Raw genomic sequence first — 16,049 nt, forward strand, 5'->3', positions numbered from 1 at the left:
CCTAGCGTGACACTGCGACCAGCACGGCGGGCTCGTCGCCCGGGTTGTGCAGCGCGCGCAACGGGATGCCTTGGAGGTACAGGAAGTCGCCGCGACCGAACGACGAGCACGTGCCGGACACGCCGCGCAGCTCGATCTCCCCCGCCTGCACGACGACGAGCGCGTCGCGCCATTCGGCCTCGTCATACGCGCGGTCGTCCCCCGGCGCGACCACCCGCACCTCGAACCTCACAACGTCTCCGGGAGCCCGAAGGCGGCGAACGCGGTCAGCGGAAACGCGAGGATCTCGGTGATCTCGCCGCCCGCGATGGTCAGGACGTCGAGCGCCATCGGCACGAACACGTCCGAGCCGGGCCGCTTGACGTAGTTGGCGACCGCGGGCTGCCGGTTGGCGAACGTGAGCGCGACGCGGAGCTCGCCGAAGTTCTCCTTGTCGCCGAGCCCGCCCTCGAACCAGAGATCGACGTTCGCGTCCCCACCGACGTACATGCCCCCCTCGGGCGGCATCGAGAAGCGGAGGTCCTCGGCCATGATCGCCTTCAGCGCCGCGGCGTCGCCCGCCTCGCAGGCCTCCATGTACTTCGCCACGAGCGCCCGGTCCGCCGCGCTGCCGTCCGCGCTCCACTCGCTCCGCCGCGCCGGGAGGTGCTCCTTCAGCCCCGCCCGCGCCCGCTGCAGCGCGGAGTTGACCGAAGCCTCGCTGGTCTCCAGCAATTCCGCCGTGTCACGCGCCCGCCAGCCGAGCACGTCGCGCAGGATCAGCACCGCCCGCGCGCGCGGCGGGAGATGCTGGATCGCCACCAGGAAGGCGAGCTCGATCGTCTCGCGCGCGACGACCTCGGCGTCCGGCTCGTCCGCGTCGGAGAGCAGCTCGTCGGGGATCGGCTGCAGCCACAGCATCTCGCCGACGTCGGTGGGCATCCGCGGCCGCCGCTCGAGCGCGTCCAGGCACACGTTGGTCGCGATCCGGTACAGCCACGCCCGCAGCGACGCGCGGCCCGCATAGGTGGAGCGGAAACGCCAGGCCCGCAGGAACGTCTCCTGCGTCAGGTCCTCGGCCTCGTCGAGCGAGCCGAGCATGCGGTAACAGTGGACCTGCAGCTCGCGGCGATGACGCTCGGTCAGGGCGCCGAACGCGGTCTCGGTGGTCAGTTCCGGTGCGGTCATGTCTGTGTGACGGTCCCCTCCCCGAAAAGTCATCGTGCTGCTATCACGGCGCCCCGCGAATGCATGCTCTGGACATCGAGAACCTGGTCAAGCGCTACCCGACCGGCACCGAGGCGCTCAAGGGCGTCTCGCTGCACATCGAGGAGGGCGAGTTCTTCGGTCTGCTCGGGCCCAACGGCGCAGGCAAGTCGACGCTGATCCACTGCACGACCGGGCTCGCGCAGCCGACCGGCGGGTCGATCCGCGTGTTCGAGCACGACGCCGTCCACCACTACGGGGCGGCGCGCAGCGCCGTCGGGCTGGCGCCGCAGGAGCTCAACCTCGACTGGTTCCTCACGCTCGAGGAGCAGCTCGACTACCACGGCGGGTACTTCGGGATGTCGCGCAAGGACCGGCGCGAGCGGACCAAGGAGCTGCTCGAGGAGTTCTCGCTCACGTCCAAGAAGGATGACCGCACCCGGACGCTGAGCGGCGGCATGAAGCGCCGCCTGGTGCTCGCGCGGGCGCTGATGCACCGCCCGAGGCTGCTGATCCTCGACGAGCCGACCGCGGGCGTGGACGTCGAGCTGCGGCTGGAGCTCTGGCACTACGTCCAGCGCATCAACGCCGAGGGCACGACGATCCTGCTCACGACGCACTACCTCGAAGAGGCCGAGCAGCTCTGCAACAAGATCGCCTTCATCAACGGCGGCGAGATCGTCGCCACCGGAACCAGCGATGACCTGGCCAGGACGTACGGCGTGACCTCGCTCGAGGACGCCTATCTCGCGCTCGTCGGCCGCGGCGAGCTCAGCCGGGCGCACGTCACCCCATGAGTCCCGCGCAGATCCGCTTCCTCACGCTGGTGAGGCGCGAGACCACGCGGTTTTGGAAGATCAAGCGCCAGACGCTCGGTGCACCGCTGCTTGAGACCTTCCTCTACATCAGCGTCTTCGGCGCCGCGCTCGGCTCGCGCATCGACAAGCTCCACGGCGTCGACTACGTCGTCTTCATCATCCCCGGGCTGATCATGATGGCCTGGGCGACGAACGCGTTTTCGAACAACTCCTCGTCGCTGCTGCAGCAGAAGTTCCAGCGCTCGATCGACGACCAGCTCTCCTCCCCCGCATCGCCGGCCGAGCTGCTGCTGGCGTTCAGCGCGGGTGGCTTCGTGCGTGGCGGGATCGTCGCGGTGTCGACGTTCGTCGCCGCCCGCATCCTCGTCGACATCCCGCTCGAGCACCTCGAGGTGCTGATCCCGTCGCTCTTCCTGGTGGGCTTCTTCTTCTCCCAGCTCGGCGTGCTGGTGGGCCTGCGGGCGGAGCAGTTCGACGACGTCAGCTTCTACCAGACCTTCATCCTCACGCCGCTGATCTTCCTGGGCGGCGTGTTCTACTCCGCGGCGCTGCTGCCGGAGCCGTTCCGGACGCTGACGAAGTTCGATCCCGTCTACTACATGATCGGCCTCGTCCGCTACGGCTTCCTCGGCTATTCCGAGCAGAGCATTCCGTTCTCGCTGCTCTTCCTGACAGTCGCCGCTGCAGGGTTGTTTGCGATCAACTACCGGTTGTTCGCGCGCGGGTACCGTTTGCGCGCATAGCCATGTTCGAACGGTTCACCGACGACTCGCGGCGCGTCATCGAGATCGCCCAGGAGGAGGCGGTCCTGATGCAACACGGGCACATCGGCACCGAACACCTTCTCGTCGGCCTCGCGACTGAGCCCGAGGTCGTCGCACTCGGCCTCGATCGCGAGCGAGCTCGTGGCGAGGTCGTCAAGACGGTCGGGCTGGGCGAGCATCACCCGAAGTCGCGTCACATCCCGTTCACCGCCGCAGCGAAAGAGGCGATGCAGACCGCGCTGCGCGAGGCCATGGGACTCGGCCACCGGCAGATCCGCCCCGGGCATCTGTTGCTCGCCGTGCTCAAGCAGCGTGACGGCGTGGCACGGCGCGTGCTCGTCGCCGCGGGTGCCGTACCGAGCGAGCTGCGCGCGACGATCATCGAGCGCTTGCAGGCGACGCCGGCGAGCGCTGAGACGCCCGGAGCGCAGTACGAGTTCGTCACGACCGCGCTCGGCCGCGCCCTGCTCGGCGACTTCGGCGCGCCTGACGTCGACGCGCAACTCCTGCTCGCCATCCTCCGCAGCGGCGGCCCGGTAGCCGCATGGCTGTCCGAGCGCGGCGTCACCGAGGACGGCGTGCGCCGCCTCCTCTAGCGCGCGCGGCGGCGGGCGACGAGCGCCTCGGCCGCGTGGACCGGGGAGCGGCCGTTGTCGGCGTAGAGCTCGAGCAGCGTGTCGCCGAGGCCGCGCAGGGCTTGGTCGAGCCGCGGCTGGTCCCACCCGAGCAACTCGAGACCGGTGCCATGCAGGACGCCGCCGGAGTTGATCACGTAGTCGGGGGCGTAGAGGATCCCGCGCTCGTGCAGGCGATCGGCGAGGTCGGGGGACGCGAGCTGGTTGTTCGCCGCGCCCGCGACCACCCGGCAGCGCAGTTGCTCGACGGTCGTCGCGGTGATCGTCCCGCCCAGCGCACACGGCGCGTAGACGTCGCACTCGGTGCCGATCACGGCGGCGGGGTCGACGGCGGGCAGGCCCGAAGCGGCAACGCGCTCGGCGTTCACGTCGGAGACGAGTACCTCGGCGCCGGCGGCGGAGAGCTGGTGCGCAAGCCGGGAGCCGACGGCGCCCAGCCCTTGTACGAGCACGCGCACCCCGTCCAGGTCGCGCCCCAGTGCATGCTCGACGCTGGCGCGGATGCCGTGGAAGACGCCGACGGCGGTGTCGGGCGCGGTGCTGCCGGAGCCGCCCTTCTCCACCGACTTGCAGAACACGTGCTCGGTGCGCTCGCCGATCGTGTCCATGTCGCGCTCGGACGTGTTCATGTCCGGCGCCGTCGCGTACAGGCCGCTGAGCGAGCCGATGAACTCGCCGTAGCGGTGCAGCAGCTCCACCCGCGCCTCGCCGGTCGGCAGCGAAGGCACGGCGAGCACGGCCTTGCCGCCGCCCATCGAGACGTTGCAGACCGCCATCTTGCGGGTCATCGCGGCGGAGAGCTTGAGCGCGTCGGCCAACCCGTCCTCGGGCGCTGAGTAGACCGCCATGCGCGTCCCGCCGCCCGAGCGGCCGTCGCATGTGGAGTGCACGCCGATGAACATCCACGTGGCGAACTCGGTGTCGTAACGGACCGCGACCTGCTGTCCGTCCCAACCCGTGAGGAGGCGTTCGAAGGTGCTCATCTGGCGTGCCAGCGTATAGTCTCGAAACCGGCTCATCCATGGGCAGGCGGGTCTGCGTCCCAAAATAGGTACCTACCTAGGTAATTTGGGCAGCGGCTGCCGATGCGCGGAGACCCCCGTACGCGGGAGATTGCTCTCCGATGCCTCCCCACATCTCGCTCCTCGATCCGAACGCTGCCGCAGAGCACCGTTGCCGCCTGCTGGCGGTGGCACGTGCCCTGACCGGGTCTCCGCAGCTCGCCGAGGACCTGACCCAGGAAACGTACGCACGTGTCCTGGCCAAGCCACGCCGCCTGACCGACGGTGCCGACTTCCCCTACCTCGTGCGCGCCCTGCGCAACGTGGCCAACGACCACTGGCGTTCGGAGCAGCGCCGGCCCCAGGTCGTCGGCGAGGTCGACGAGGACCACCCGAACCTCTCGACCGACGGCAACCCCGAGGACGCGCTCATCGCGAGCGAGGTCTACACCCACGTCAACAACCTCCCGGAGGACTTCCGCAAGGTGGTCCAAGCCGTCGACGTCCTCGGCCTCAGCTACGGCCAGACCGCCCGCCAACTCCACATCCCGACGGGCACCGTCATGTCCCGCCTCTCCCGCGGCCGCTCCCGCCTCGCCTGCGCCCTCGCCGCCTAAAGGAAACCTAAGGGGTCTGACCCCTTAGCTGGCGTTTATGCTGGCGTTCGGCACGGAACCCGCGCCGCGCCGCCGAAGGCGACCTAAAGGGAACCTAAGGGGTCTGGCCCCTTAGGTGGGGTTTAGAGTTGGCGGGCGGCCGCTTCGCGGCGGGAGGAGACGCCGAGTTTCTGGAGGATCGCGGCGACGTGGTGGTCGACGGTCCGGACCGAGAGGACGAGTCGGTCGGCGATCTCGGCGTTGGTCAGACCTTCGCGGACGAGGTCGAGGACCGCGACCTGGCGGGCGGTCAGACCCGCCGGGTTGGCGCGGGTGGCGGCGCGTGGGCCGCGCAGGCGCGGTGGGACCGGGGCCCCGAGGGCGCGCAGGCGCTCGCGGGCGAAGCGCGCCGGCACCGTCGCGCCGAGACCCTCGAGGGTCCGGATCGCCTCCTCGCACGCCTCCGCGTCGCCGTCCATCAGCTCCAGCGCGCTCTCGTACGGGTCACCGACGGCGAGCCAGGCGTCGGCCGCCGCGCGCCAATCGCCGCGCAGGCCCGCCGCGTAGCCGGGCGGCAAGTCCGCGGACGGGTCGCCGAACGCCTCGATGTCCACCCCCGCCCGCACCAGATAGCGCGCGACTTCGCCCCGGAACGGCGCCGCGCCCGGGTTCATGGTCGCGGGCAGGAGCACCGACGCGACCTGCCGCGCCGCGTCCAGATCGCCCGTCAGCCACGCCCACTCGGCCCGCGCGATCCCCGCGTACGCCCGCCCGAGGATCAGCCGCGAGCGCTGCGCCTGCTCCCACGCGTCGGCCAGCAGCGGGCCCGCCGACGGATCGCCGCGCCGCGCCAGCAACCGCCCGAGCCACGGAGCGCTGTAGGCGAACAGCATTCCCGGGTCGTCGTTGAGCTCGAAGAGGTGCCGCAGACCCGCCTCCGCACCCGCCCAGTCACCCCGCCGCAGCAACAGCAGGCAGCGGTGGACGTCGAGGTTGTAGCCGTGCGACCAGAAGCCCCGCTCACGCGTGAACTCGAGGCCCTCGCGCACGCAGCGCTCGAGCTCGTCCAAACGGCCCATCCGCAGCAGCAGCTCCGCCAGGTTGCAGTACCCCCGCGCGGTCGCCTCGTGGTGGGAGCCGGCCTGCGCCAGAGCGATCGAATTGCGCATCGTCTGCAGGCCGTCCGGCTGACCCGCCTCGACCCGCACGATCGCGAGGTAGTTCAGGCACAGCGCGGCCAGCTCGGGGCGCTGCGAGCGCAAGGCAAGAGCGTCCGCGCGCTCGAGCACCTCGCGCGCCTCCCGCGGCCGCGACTGGGCGAGAATGCCGCCCAGATACAAGGTCGCGTATGCCAGGGCCGCGTCGTCGCCCACGCCGAGCAGCGTGACCACGGCGCGCTGCGCGGCCTCCTCGGCGGCGTCGGTCGCCCCCGTCATGAACAGGTGCCGGGAGAGCCGCACCAGGCACAGGCCGAGCGCCAGAGGATCGCCCACCTCGCGATAGAGCTCCTCGGCGGCGCGCGAAGCCTCGACGGACTCGGGGAAGTGATGCGCGTTGTACAGCTCCCAGCCGTAGTCGTTCAGGAACGCGGCCCGGTCACGCAAGGGCAGCTTGTCGGCGTGCGGGACCACGGCCTCGAAGTGCGCGAGCGCCTGGCGGTGCGAGCCCGCCCGCGCGGCCTCGCGCGCGGCGTCCGGCCCCTCCGCGAGCAGCGTCTCGACGTCGCGCGCCTCGGCCGCATGGTGCAGCAGCCGCCCGCGATCCGCTCCGCCGCGCGTCTGCAGCGCGGCGACGACGTCGGCGTTGAGCAGCCGCCGCCGCAACGCCGGGAGCGACTGCTCGATCGCCCGCCGCGCCAGCTCGTGCCGGAACCCGAGCCCGTCCGGCCGCAGCTCGATCAGCCCCGCCAGCTCGGCCTCCTCCAGCGGGTCCAGCGCACCCAACGCAGACGCCAGATCCGTCGGGATCGTCGACGGCAGCACCGACAGCCGATCCAGCGCGTCCCGGCACTCGGGCGAGAGCAGCCGGACCCGCGCCAGAACGGCGTCCTTGACGCTCACCGGCACCTCGTCCGGCGGCGCGGCCAGCGCCTCGGCGACGAAGAACGGGTTCCCGCGCGTGAGAGCGTGCACCGTGTCCGGGTTGCGGCCGGTGCCGTTGGCGAGCCGCTGGACCGCGTCGCGCGAGAGCGGCAAGAGCTCGAGGCGGCGCAGGGGCACGCTCGTGAGCATCCCGAGCAGCCGGTGCAGCGGGTGGTTGGCGTCGATCGCCTCGTCGCGCACGGTCAGCACGAGCAGCGCGCCGCGCGACTCCAGCCGCCGCGCCGCGTAGCCGAGCACGTCGAGGGTCGCGTCGTCGGCCCAGTGGGCGTCCTCGACGATCAACACCGTCGGCGGCGACTCGCCCAACTCGTCCAGCAGGGCGGTGAAGACCTGTCCCTCCTGTGCCAGCGCGGCCGCCAGCGGGCCGTCGGTGCCCGCCGCCGCGTCGTGCAGCGGGCCCAGCGTCCGCGGCGTCACGAGATCGTCGCACGCCGCCTGCAGCAGCCGCGCCCGCGACCCCACCCGCCCCGCGAACTCCCGTACCAGCGACGTCTTGCCGATCCCCGCCTCACCCGAGACGAGCGCGGTCGACCCGCGCCCGGTCTCGGCTTCGGCGAGCGCCGCCAGCAGCGCGCTCAGCGGCGCATCGCGCTCCAGCAGGCGAGAGGGCATACGCGCATGGTGACAATCAGCCTGTTAGAGCGCCATGGGGCAGGCCGCCCCGGCGTCCGTGGTTGCGCCCGCCTTCGCAGTGCGTCTCCTCGACACCGAGCGAACGTTGCAGCGGCAGCGGGTGCGGCGCCCCCGCGCGAGCGGTGAGCACTTGGTAGACGGTGACGTCACCGTCGGCGAACCCGAGCGCGGAGCCGAGCATGTACATCCGCCACACCCGCTCGCGGCCGACGCTGATGTCCGCCTCCGCCTCGGCCCGATGCTCCGCCAGGTTCGCCAGCCAGGCGCGCAGCGTGAGCGTGTAGTGCTCGCGCAGCGACTCGGCGTCGCGCACCTCGAGCCCTGCGTCCTGCATCGCGGTCATGACCTCGGTCACGGGCGTAAGCTCGCCGTCGGGAAAGACGTAGCGATAGAGGAACGTGTCCGTCGCGGGCGGCTCGGAGAACAGCCGCGCGATCCCGTGATTGAGGAACAGCCCGCCAGGCTTCAAGAGCCCGTGCACGGTCTCCGTGTAGCGCGCCAGCTCGCCCCGGCCGACGTGCTCGTACATGCCGACGCTGGCGATCTTGTCGAACGGCCCGTCGGTCAGCTCGCGGTAGTCGCTGACGCGGATCTCGATCCGATCCTCCAAGCCCGCGGCGGCCACCCGCTCGCGCGCGAGCTTGGCCTGCTCCACCGAGAGCGTCACGCCGACGCCGCGCACGCCGTAGTGGCGCGCCGCGTGGATCAGCAGCGAGCCCCAGCCGCAGCCGATGTCCAGCAAGCGCTCGCCGGCCTCCAGGCGCAGCTTGCGGCAGATCAGGTCGAGCTTGCGCTCCTGCGCGACCTCGAGCGAGTCGCTCGGATCGGCGTAATACGCGCACGAGTAGACCATCGTCGGGCCGAGCAGCATGCGGTAGAACGCGTTGGAGACGTCGTAGTGGTGGCTGATCGCGGCCCGGTCGCGGGCGAGCGAGTGGAGCGGGCCCTTGCGGGGCGCCTCGAGCGAGGGAACGGGCGGCCTGCGCAGAACCGACGGCCCGACGATCTTCACGGCGGCGGCCGTGAGCTTGACGAGGTCGACCGGTGTGAGCTGGTGCCGGAAGGTGGCGCGCAGGCGCAGGATGGCTTCCAAGTCACCGTCGTCCTCGACGTCCAGCGCGCCGGTCACCCAGGCGCGCGCGAGCCCCATCTGACCGGGGGCGTGGAGGATGTGGGCGATCGCGACAGGGTCACGGACCTCGACGACGGGCTCGCCGCCGTCGAGAACGCTGCCGTCCCAGAAGCGCAGGGTCACCGGCAGTTCGTGAATCCGAACACCGGTGAGCGCATCCCGCACCGCGCCCGCGATCTCCTGGCGAACGCGAACACGAGCTAGTTGCATAGCTCAACAATACACCTTTAGGTGCGCCGGCCGGAAACCGGTGCGGCGCTACCGCAGCTAGTGGTTCGGCTGCGACGGTACGGCGGCGAAGTCGCGGCGGTCGGCCGCGCGGCGCTCGGCCTCGATCGCCCGGTCGCGCTTGCCGCGCTCGGACTGGGCCTTCGCACACGCCTTCTCGTTGCTCTGGGAGATGCGGAGCTTCTCCGCGCGCCAGGCTGCCTCGCCGCGCAGCGGTGCCTCGTTGGCCTTGGTCTTCATATGCCGCTCCTGACGCGGTGGCGAGTGGACCGAAATCCGGCCCCTGGAAAGACCAAGCGTATTGGGTCAAGCGGCGGGCGACTGTTAAGCCGCCCGCCGCTGCGCCACCTTACGGGCCGACCACCCGCCCTTCGACCACGGGCGCCACCGGCGAGTGGGCCGTGATGTAGTCGGCGGCGACCTGCATCAGGTCGTCACCGGGCTGGAGCACGTCCGTGCCGGCCGAGAACGCCGTGTAGCCGTCGCCACCCGTGTACATGAAGTCGTTGATCACGACCCGGATGGTGTCGGTCGCCGTCATCGGCGTGGTGCCCTTGAGCACCTGATCCACCACCGGCACCTGACCGTTGCAGTGGAAGGTGACCTTGATGCCCGAGATCTGCGGCGTGCGGCCCGTGCCGCCCGCCACGTCACCGCACGGCGGCTTGAAGCCGTTCTCCAGGCCGGCCTTGAGCTGATCGTAGGTGAGCGTGAGGATCGTCGAGCGGTTGCCGAACGGGAGCACCGCGAACACCTCGCCCCACGTGATCTCGCCCGGCGCCTCACCCGCGCTCGGGGGCGTCAGCAGGATGTCCTGACGCAGCCCGCCGGAGTTGGTGATCGCGGCGTCGACGCCCGGATACTTGGCCCGCATCGAGTCGGCCACCAGGTTGCCCATCGCCGACTCCTTGAGCCGGTTCAGGTCGCGCCGGATGTCGATCGTCGCGGTGCCGATCACCTTGTTGCGCAGCACGGCGGTGTCGGCGTTGGCCTTGTCGACGATCGCCTGGACGTCTGCCCGCCCGGCCACGCCGAGGTTCTTGGCGATGCGGGTCGTCCCGCCCGCCCACGCGACGTCGCCGTTTTTGACCATCAGCTGGGCGACGGAGTAGCTGCCGCCCGCGTTGACGCCCTCGACGACCGGGATCCGCCCGACCATCGTGTTCGCGATCCGGTGGGTGTGACCCGCGATCACGAGGTCGACGCCGGAGTCCTGCAGCTTGCCGACGATCTCCTGGATCGGGCCGGTCCACGGCGTGCCGGGGACGTTGCCGATCGTGTTCGTGCCCGCCGCCGAGCCCTCGTGGATGACGACCACCTGGACCTCGACACCCTGGCGGCGCAGGTTCGCCGACTCGCGCTTGATGCGGTCAGCCTCGTCGAGGAACGCGAGGCCCGCGGTGTTGCCCGCGGCCACGAGCTCCGGCGTGTTCTTGACCGTGGCGCCGATCACGCCCACCTTGACGCCGTTGACGCGGAACACGGTCGACGGCTTGATCCAGGCGGGCGGTTGGTTGGTGGTGCTGTCGACGATGTTCGCGCTCAGGAACGGGAAGTTCGCCCGCGCCTCGTGCATCAGGATGCGCCCGACGCCGTAGTCGAACTCGTGGTTGCCGAACGACGTCGCGTCCAGGCCCCACGCGTTCTCGACGTCGATCGTCGGGGTGTCCTGCAGCAGCGCCGAGATCGGCGGTGACGCGCCGACGTTGTCACCCGCCGCCAGCAGCAGCGTCGGGCCGGGAAGCGCGCTCGCCTCCTCGTCGAACAGGGTGGCGAGCACGGACGCGCCGCCAACCGTCACGGTGCGCCCGTCGACGGTCGTCGTCGTCTGCTCGAGCTGACCGTGGAAGTCGTTGAGTCCCACGATCGAGATCGGCGTGTAGCGCCCGCCGTTGTCGAGGACGTCGCGCCGGACCACGCCCTGGGCCTGCTGCGGCTCGGGGATCCCGAGCAGGAACGCGATCGTCGGCGCGATGTCGATCGTGCGGATGTCCTGCGCCTCGCCGCGCTCGATCGCCGGGCCGCCGGCGAGGAACGTCGCGCGCATGTTCGTGTTGGACTTCAGATCCTGGACGTCCGGCACGTAGCCGTGCTGTCCGTAGAACTGCGAGCGCGCGATCAGCGTGCCCGGCGTCTCGGCGTCGAACTGGTACGGCGGGTAGGAGAAGGCCACCACGTCGCCCGTGCGGGTCGGGGACGACATGTCGGCCGTGCTCTTCTTGCCGTTCGGGATGTAGCGCGCCTCGGCCTTGGTGTAGGCGCGGTCGATGACCGTCCAGCCCTCGGGCTTGCCGTCGCCGGTCCAGTCGTTGGGGTCCTTGAGCGCGAGGAACGCGCTCTTGATCTTCTGGACCGTCGCCGCCTCGTCAGTGGCCGCGATCTGCTTGAAGGTGCTCGGCGCGACGGGCGCCGGGTCGCGGCCCGCGAGGTTCAGGTAGATCTGCACCGCGCCGCCGGCCCAGCAGGCCTTGGCGCTGCCGATCGTCTCCGCCGCGGCGGGGCGGCAGTTGCCGGTCTGCGGCGTGGACAGCAGGCCGAGGTCGACCAGGACCTTGGACGCGTCGATCGCCGCGAACTGCGGCGCGAACCCGTGGTCGGAGCTGACGAACGTGTTCAGATCGTCGTCGCGCATGTACTGCTGGGCGAGGCGCATCGTCGCGTCGGAGCCCTCGTACGCCTCGCGGATGTACTCCTCGCGCTGCGCGACGCGGTGGTCGGGCGTGCCGTTGACCTCGAGGTCGTCATAGGCGGGGTTCTTCGCCCCGTTGGGCAGCTTCTTCGTGACCAGGCCGAGGAACTGGTGCTGGACCTCGTCGGTGCCCGGATAGCCGACCATCGCCAGATCCGGCTTGTACTTGGTCAGCACGTACTTGATCAGCGGGTGGTACAGCGTCTCCCAGTACTGGCCCTGCTGGATGTAGGTGTCCTCGGAGACGATGCCCGACTCGAGCACGGCGAAGTCGCCGGCCTGGGAGGACGGGTACTTCTCGGCCACGTAGTCCTCGAACGTCTTCGTCGTGCCCGGGCCGTAGCCCGGCTCGCCGGTCCAGTTCGGCCAGATCGCGATCGCGCGGGTGACGGACGTGTGGAAGAGGCGGACATGGCTGAGGTCCTTGTCCAGGCGCTCGACCTTGAGCAGGAACGCGCCCGTCTTGCCGTCGAGGTCCGAGCCGACGATCTTGACCTTGACGTCGGCCCACTCGCCGGCCTTGAGGTCGGCGACCTTGTCGGCGGCGGCCTTGGTGCGGCTGAAGAACACGCGGTCATAGCGCGTCTTGCGGTCGTTCTTGGAGTCGTAGAGGTAGGCGTTGAGGCCGTACTTGTCGACGCCAGAGTCGAGCACCCGCAGGTGCATTTCCTTGGCGGGGCTGTAGGAGGTCGGCGCGCCGGTCCAGCCCGTGGCGGCGACGGGGTCTGCGCGGTCGAACTGCACGCCCAGCTGGGCGGCGAACGGCAGGTTGTCCGGCGGCTCGGTGTAGTTGGTCACCACGCCGCGGCCGGAGCGGAAGTTGCGGAAGTCGAGCGTCGGGCCGTTGATCGAGCCGCTGCGCCCGCCGGCCCACTCGAGCTGGGCCACCGTCTTGCCGCCGCGCTCAGCCGCCTGGGCGAGCGTCTCGGCCTGCAGGATGCTCGGGTTCGAGAACGCCGCGGTCGAGCCGGTGAACGCCGCGCCGTTGATGTGGAACGTGTTGTTGGTCGAGCCGTGCACGCCCGGCCACGCGCCGGTGCTCAAGCTGAACCAACCCGCGCCGGTGTTCGGCGGCGCCTGCGTGAGCAGGCCGTTGCCGGACGCGTGCGCGCCCCGCTTCAGCAGCTCCTTGAAACCGGGCGTATCGCCGTCATCGGCGAACTGCTCGACGGCGTCCTGGCGCATGCCGTCCGAAGTGAAGAACAGAACCTTCCCGCTGTCGTCACCGTGATCGTGACCGTGGCCCCAGCCGTCGTCCCGGCCGTCGCCACCGCCATTGGCCTGCGCCCCGACCAACGGGACGGCCAGCACTCCTGCTGCCACCACCGCGGCCAGGCCTCCCGCCAGCCGCGCTCGTCTGAAACTCATCGCTCCAACCCCCAATCCCCATACTTCCGGTCAGATCGGGCAACCATACGCCTGCCGTGACGACGTGTCAGCAGTACGTCAAGGGTTGTTTACATCGATCTCGAGGGTCATGCCGGCGTTGCGCAAACGCTCGACCAGCGGCGTGCCGAGCGCGGTCGCGGGGGTGAGCACGCCGGTGTGCGGCGGGAGGCGTTCGTGGTCGAGCGCGAGGGTCAGGGCGCTCTCGCCCATCATCAGGGCGGTGGCCGCGTAGCCGGGGTCGCCCTTGGCGGCAACAGTGGCCTTGCGGCCATTGGCGTGGATCTCCATTTTGAAGAAGCCGGTGCGTCGGGCGTGCTCGGTCGGGCCTTCGCCGGGGTCGGGCAGGACCTTGTCGAGGAGCTTGCGGGTGGGTCCGAAGGCGAGGCCGGTCGCGAGCGCGCCGAGGCCCGCGGTGAAGCCGAGGGCCGTGAGCGGGTCCTTGTAGCGGCTGACCTCGCGGTATGTGAAGGCGGGGCCATAGCCGAGGATCGAGTGGCTACGGCGGACGATGCGGGTGTTGTAGGTGGCCATCACGAACGGGCCGATCCAGCCGAGTTGCTTGTGCCGCGTGACCTTGGCGACGTCGCGCGTGGGCGGGCCGGTGCCGCCGAGCGAGTACGGGTCGAAGACGATCTTGCGGGCGGCCCTGTCGGCGGTCGCCTCGTCGATCTGCCCCTTCATCGAGGCCAGCGTGCCGCCGCTGGGGCCGCCCTTCAGCGCGGCGACGACGAGCGTGGTGTCGTCGAGGTCGCCCAGCGCCTCGTGCAGCAGGAAGACCCCGAGGTCGGACGGGATCGAGTCGAACCCGCAGCTGTGGACGATCCGCACCGCGTTGCGCTTGGCCTGCTCGTGGCGGGTGAGGCTCGCGTGCGTGAAGAGGATCTCGCCGGTGAGGTCGATGTAGTGCGTCCCCTCCGCGATGCAGGCGTCGACGAGCTTGAGTCCGTCGGTGCGATACGGCCCGACGGTGCTCGCGACGACCCGCGCCTGGGCGGCCATGGCGTGGAGTTGTGCGTCGTCGGCCGAGTCGGCGACGATCAGCGGCCAATTCCGGCCCAGTTGCGCCCGGAGGAGTTCGAGCTTGCGTTCCGAGCGCCCGGCGAGCGCGACCGTGACGTGCGGCGGCGCGTGGAGGGCGAGGTATTCGGCGACGAGACGGCCGACGAACCCCGTGGCCCCGAAGACCACGATGTCGTTCACGTCCTGGACACTAGTTGTCCATGACGACGCTGGTGTTCGACCCGTCGGCCCGGCGCCTCGAGAACGGCCGCGTGCTGCTCGGCGGCCAGCCCGCGCGCAGGCTGCGGTTCACTCCGGCGGGGGCGCGGATGGTCGACGCGTGGCGGGCGGGTGAGCCGGTGGGTGAGGGCGCGGGTGCGCGGCGCCTCGCCGAGCGGTTGATCGACGCGGGTCTCGCCCACCCGCGTCCGGCGCGGGGTGTCGTGTCCGTGCGCGACGTCGCGGTCGTGATCCCGGCGCGCGATCGAACGGACGCACTGGCGGCGTGCCTGGCGCGGGTGGGAGCGTGCGGCGAGCTCGTCGTCGTCGACGACGGGTCGACGGATCCCGCCGCCGTGGCCGCAGTGGTCACTAAACGTTGTCAGGCAACGTTAAGTGACCACGCACCGCGGATCGTGCGGCGCGAAGTGGGCGGCGGTCCCGCCGCGGCCCGCAACGCGGGCGTTGCCGCGACGGCGGCGCCGTTCGTCGCGTTCCTGGACTCCGACACGCTGCCGACCGCGGGGTGGCTCGAACCGCTGGTCGCGCACTTCGCCGACCCGCGCGTCGGGGCGGTCGCGGCGCGGGTGCGGGTGCCGGCGGGAACGTCCGCGCTCGCCGCCTACGAAGCGGCGCGCTCACCGCTCGACCTCGGCCCGCATCCGGGCATCGTCGGCCCGGGACGGCGGATCGGGTATGTACCCGCTGCGGCTTTGGTCGTCCGCCGCGCCGCGCTCGGCGAGCGGATGCGGTTCGGAGAGGACGTCGACCTGGTCTGGCGCCTCGCCGCGGCGGGGTGGATCGTCCGCTACGAACCGGCGGCGGTCGTCGAGCACCCGCACCGCGCGACCCTCCGCGCGTGGCTGGCGCAGCGGGCGGCGTACGGCTCCTCGGCGGGCCCACTCGCGCGCCGCCACCCGGGCAAGATGCGCCACGTCGTGGCGCCGCGACAGGCGTTGCTGCCGTGGGCGCTCGCGCTCGCGAACAAGCCGAAACTCGCCCTCACCGCCGCCGCGCTCGAATTCGCGTGGCACGAGCTCGCCGCGCAGCCGCGCGAACCGGCCGCGCCAACACCGCGCGAACCGGCCGCGCCAGCACCACGCGAACCGGCCGCGCCGGCACCACGCGAACCGGCCGCGCCGGCACCACGCGAACCGGCCGCGCCAGCACCACGCGAACCGGCCGCGCCAGCACCACGCGAACCGGCGGCGCCAGCGCCACGCGATCGCGCCGCGCCCCCTCGCAACCCCGCCCCTCCCCCGCGCGGCTTCGCGCGGCGGCGGGAGTTCGCCGGGCTCGCGCTCGAGTCCCGCGCGCGCACCGCGCGGCAGATCGCCGACGCCGCCACCCGCGCGCACGCGCCCGCGCTCCTCCTCACCCGCCGCGGGAGGCGGTTCCTCGCCGCGGCGTTCGTCGCCGGCACCGCCGCCGACTGGCTGACGCGTCGCCCCGCGCTCGACCCGCTGCGTTTCGGCGCGCTGCGCCTCGCCGACGATCTCGCCTACGCCGCCGGCGTGTGGAAAGGCTGCGCCCGCGCGCGCACACCGGCGCCGCTGGTGCCCTCGATCCTGGCGCCTGACGGGAAGTACCCTAAACTTGACTGTGAATAGAGGTTGAGTCCCAAACCTCGTCCCCGCCCTTTAGAGGAGACCGCCCAGA

At 71.2% G+C, this 16,049-nt stretch carries 13 protein-coding genes; 5 read left to right on the plus strand and 8 right to left on the minus strand.

Translation table 11 applies throughout. The features are described 5' to 3' along the window. Nucleotide 1: 1 nt before the first annotated feature. The gene (locus OM076_RS46125) at nucleotides 2–232 is read right to left on the minus strand and encodes a cupin domain-containing protein (protein WP_270041040.1); all 231 of its coding nucleotides are present in this window, start codon (nucleotides 230–232) and stop codon (nucleotides 2–4) included. Next, on the minus strand, nucleotides 229–1,167 hold the full coding sequence (locus OM076_RS16175) for an RNA polymerase subunit sigma-70 (protein WP_270041041.1): 939 nt from the start codon (nucleotides 1,165–1,167) through the stop codon (nucleotides 229–231). The genes OM076_RS46125 and OM076_RS16175 overlap by 4 nt, the downstream gene beginning before the upstream one ends. Nucleotides 1,168–1,226: 59 nt before the next feature. Here OM076_RS16175 and OM076_RS16180 point away from each other — a divergent pair, with 59 nt between their 5' ends. Genes OM076_RS16180 through OM076_RS16190 form a run of 3 tightly spaced genes read left to right on the plus strand, consistent with a single transcriptional unit; the run spans nucleotide 1,227 to nucleotide 3,363 of the window. Then, nucleotides 1,227–1,982 (plus strand): ABC transporter ATP-binding protein, encoded by a 756-nt coding sequence (locus OM076_RS16180; protein WP_270041042.1) that lies wholly within the window; start codon nucleotides 1,227–1,229, stop codon nucleotides 1,980–1,982. Then, nucleotides 1,979–2,746 (plus strand): ABC transporter permease, encoded by a 768-nt coding sequence (locus tag OM076_RS16185; RefSeq protein WP_270041043.1) that lies wholly within the window; start codon nucleotides 1,979–1,981, stop codon nucleotides 2,744–2,746. Before OM076_RS16180 ends, OM076_RS16185 begins: the two co-directional genes overlap by 4 nt. A gap of 2 nt (nucleotides 2,747–2,748) precedes the next feature. After that, nucleotides 2,749–3,363, plus strand: a complete 615-nt coding sequence (locus tag OM076_RS16190) for a Clp protease N-terminal domain-containing protein (protein ID WP_270041044.1) — start codon at nucleotides 2,749–2,751, stop codon at nucleotides 3,361–3,363. Here OM076_RS16190 and OM076_RS16195 read toward each other — a convergent pair. After that, on the minus strand, nucleotides 3,360–4,385 hold the full coding sequence (locus tag OM076_RS16195; protein ID WP_270041045.1) for a Glu/Leu/Phe/Val dehydrogenase family protein: 1,026 nt from the start codon (nucleotides 4,383–4,385) through the stop codon (nucleotides 3,360–3,362). The genes OM076_RS16190 and OM076_RS16195 overlap by 4 nt on opposite strands. A 140-nt stretch (nucleotides 4,386–4,525) precedes the next feature. On the opposite strand from OM076_RS16195, the gene OM076_RS16200 reads away from it, so the two are divergent. Further along, entirely contained in the window at nucleotides 4,526–5,020 is a 495-nt protein-coding gene (locus OM076_RS16200; RefSeq protein ID WP_270041046.1) for an RNA polymerase sigma factor, read from the plus strand. 122 nt (nucleotides 5,021–5,142) lie between these two features. Here the strand turns inward: OM076_RS16200 and OM076_RS16205 are convergent, their stop codons facing one another. From OM076_RS16205 to OM076_RS16225, 5 genes are all read right to left on the minus strand, one after another. Continuing rightward, a complete protein-coding gene (locus OM076_RS16205) occupies nucleotides 5,143–7,713 on the minus strand; it encodes an ATP-binding protein (RefSeq protein ID WP_270041047.1) in 2,571 nt (856 codons plus the stop codon). A 16-nt stretch (nucleotides 7,714–7,729) separates the two neighbouring features. Continuing rightward, nucleotides 7,730–9,076, minus strand: a complete 1,347-nt coding sequence (locus OM076_RS16210; RefSeq protein ID WP_270041048.1) for a class I SAM-dependent methyltransferase — start codon at nucleotides 9,074–9,076, stop codon at nucleotides 7,730–7,732. Between the two features lie 57 nt (nucleotides 9,077–9,133). Beyond that, nucleotides 9,134–9,334 (minus strand): hypothetical protein, encoded by a 201-nt coding sequence (locus OM076_RS16215; RefSeq protein ID WP_270041049.1) that lies wholly within the window; start codon nucleotides 9,332–9,334, stop codon nucleotides 9,134–9,136. Between the two features lie 109 nt (nucleotides 9,335–9,443). Next, nucleotides 9,444–13,151 carry a 5'-nucleotidase C-terminal domain-containing protein gene (locus OM076_RS16220; protein WP_270041050.1) on the minus strand — a complete coding sequence of 1,236 codons (3,708 nt, stop codon included), beginning with the start codon at nucleotides 13,149–13,151 and terminating at the stop codon, nucleotides 9,444–9,446. Between the two features lie 78 nt (nucleotides 13,152–13,229). Next, nucleotides 13,230–14,372, minus strand: coding sequence for a saccharopine dehydrogenase family protein (locus OM076_RS16225; protein ID WP_270041051.1), 1,143 nt, complete (start codon nucleotides 14,370–14,372; stop codon nucleotides 13,230–13,232). Between the two features lie 20 nt (nucleotides 14,373–14,392). Here OM076_RS16225 and mftF point away from each other — a divergent pair, with 20 nt between their 5' ends. Then, entirely contained in the window at nucleotides 14,393–16,000 is a 1,608-nt protein-coding gene (gene mftF / locus OM076_RS16230) for a mycofactocin biosynthesis glycosyltransferase MftF (RefSeq protein ID WP_270041052.1), read from the plus strand. The last annotated feature ends 49 nt before the right edge of the window (nucleotides 16,001–16,049 follow it).

The organism is Solirubrobacter ginsenosidimutans (assembly GCF_027587205.1).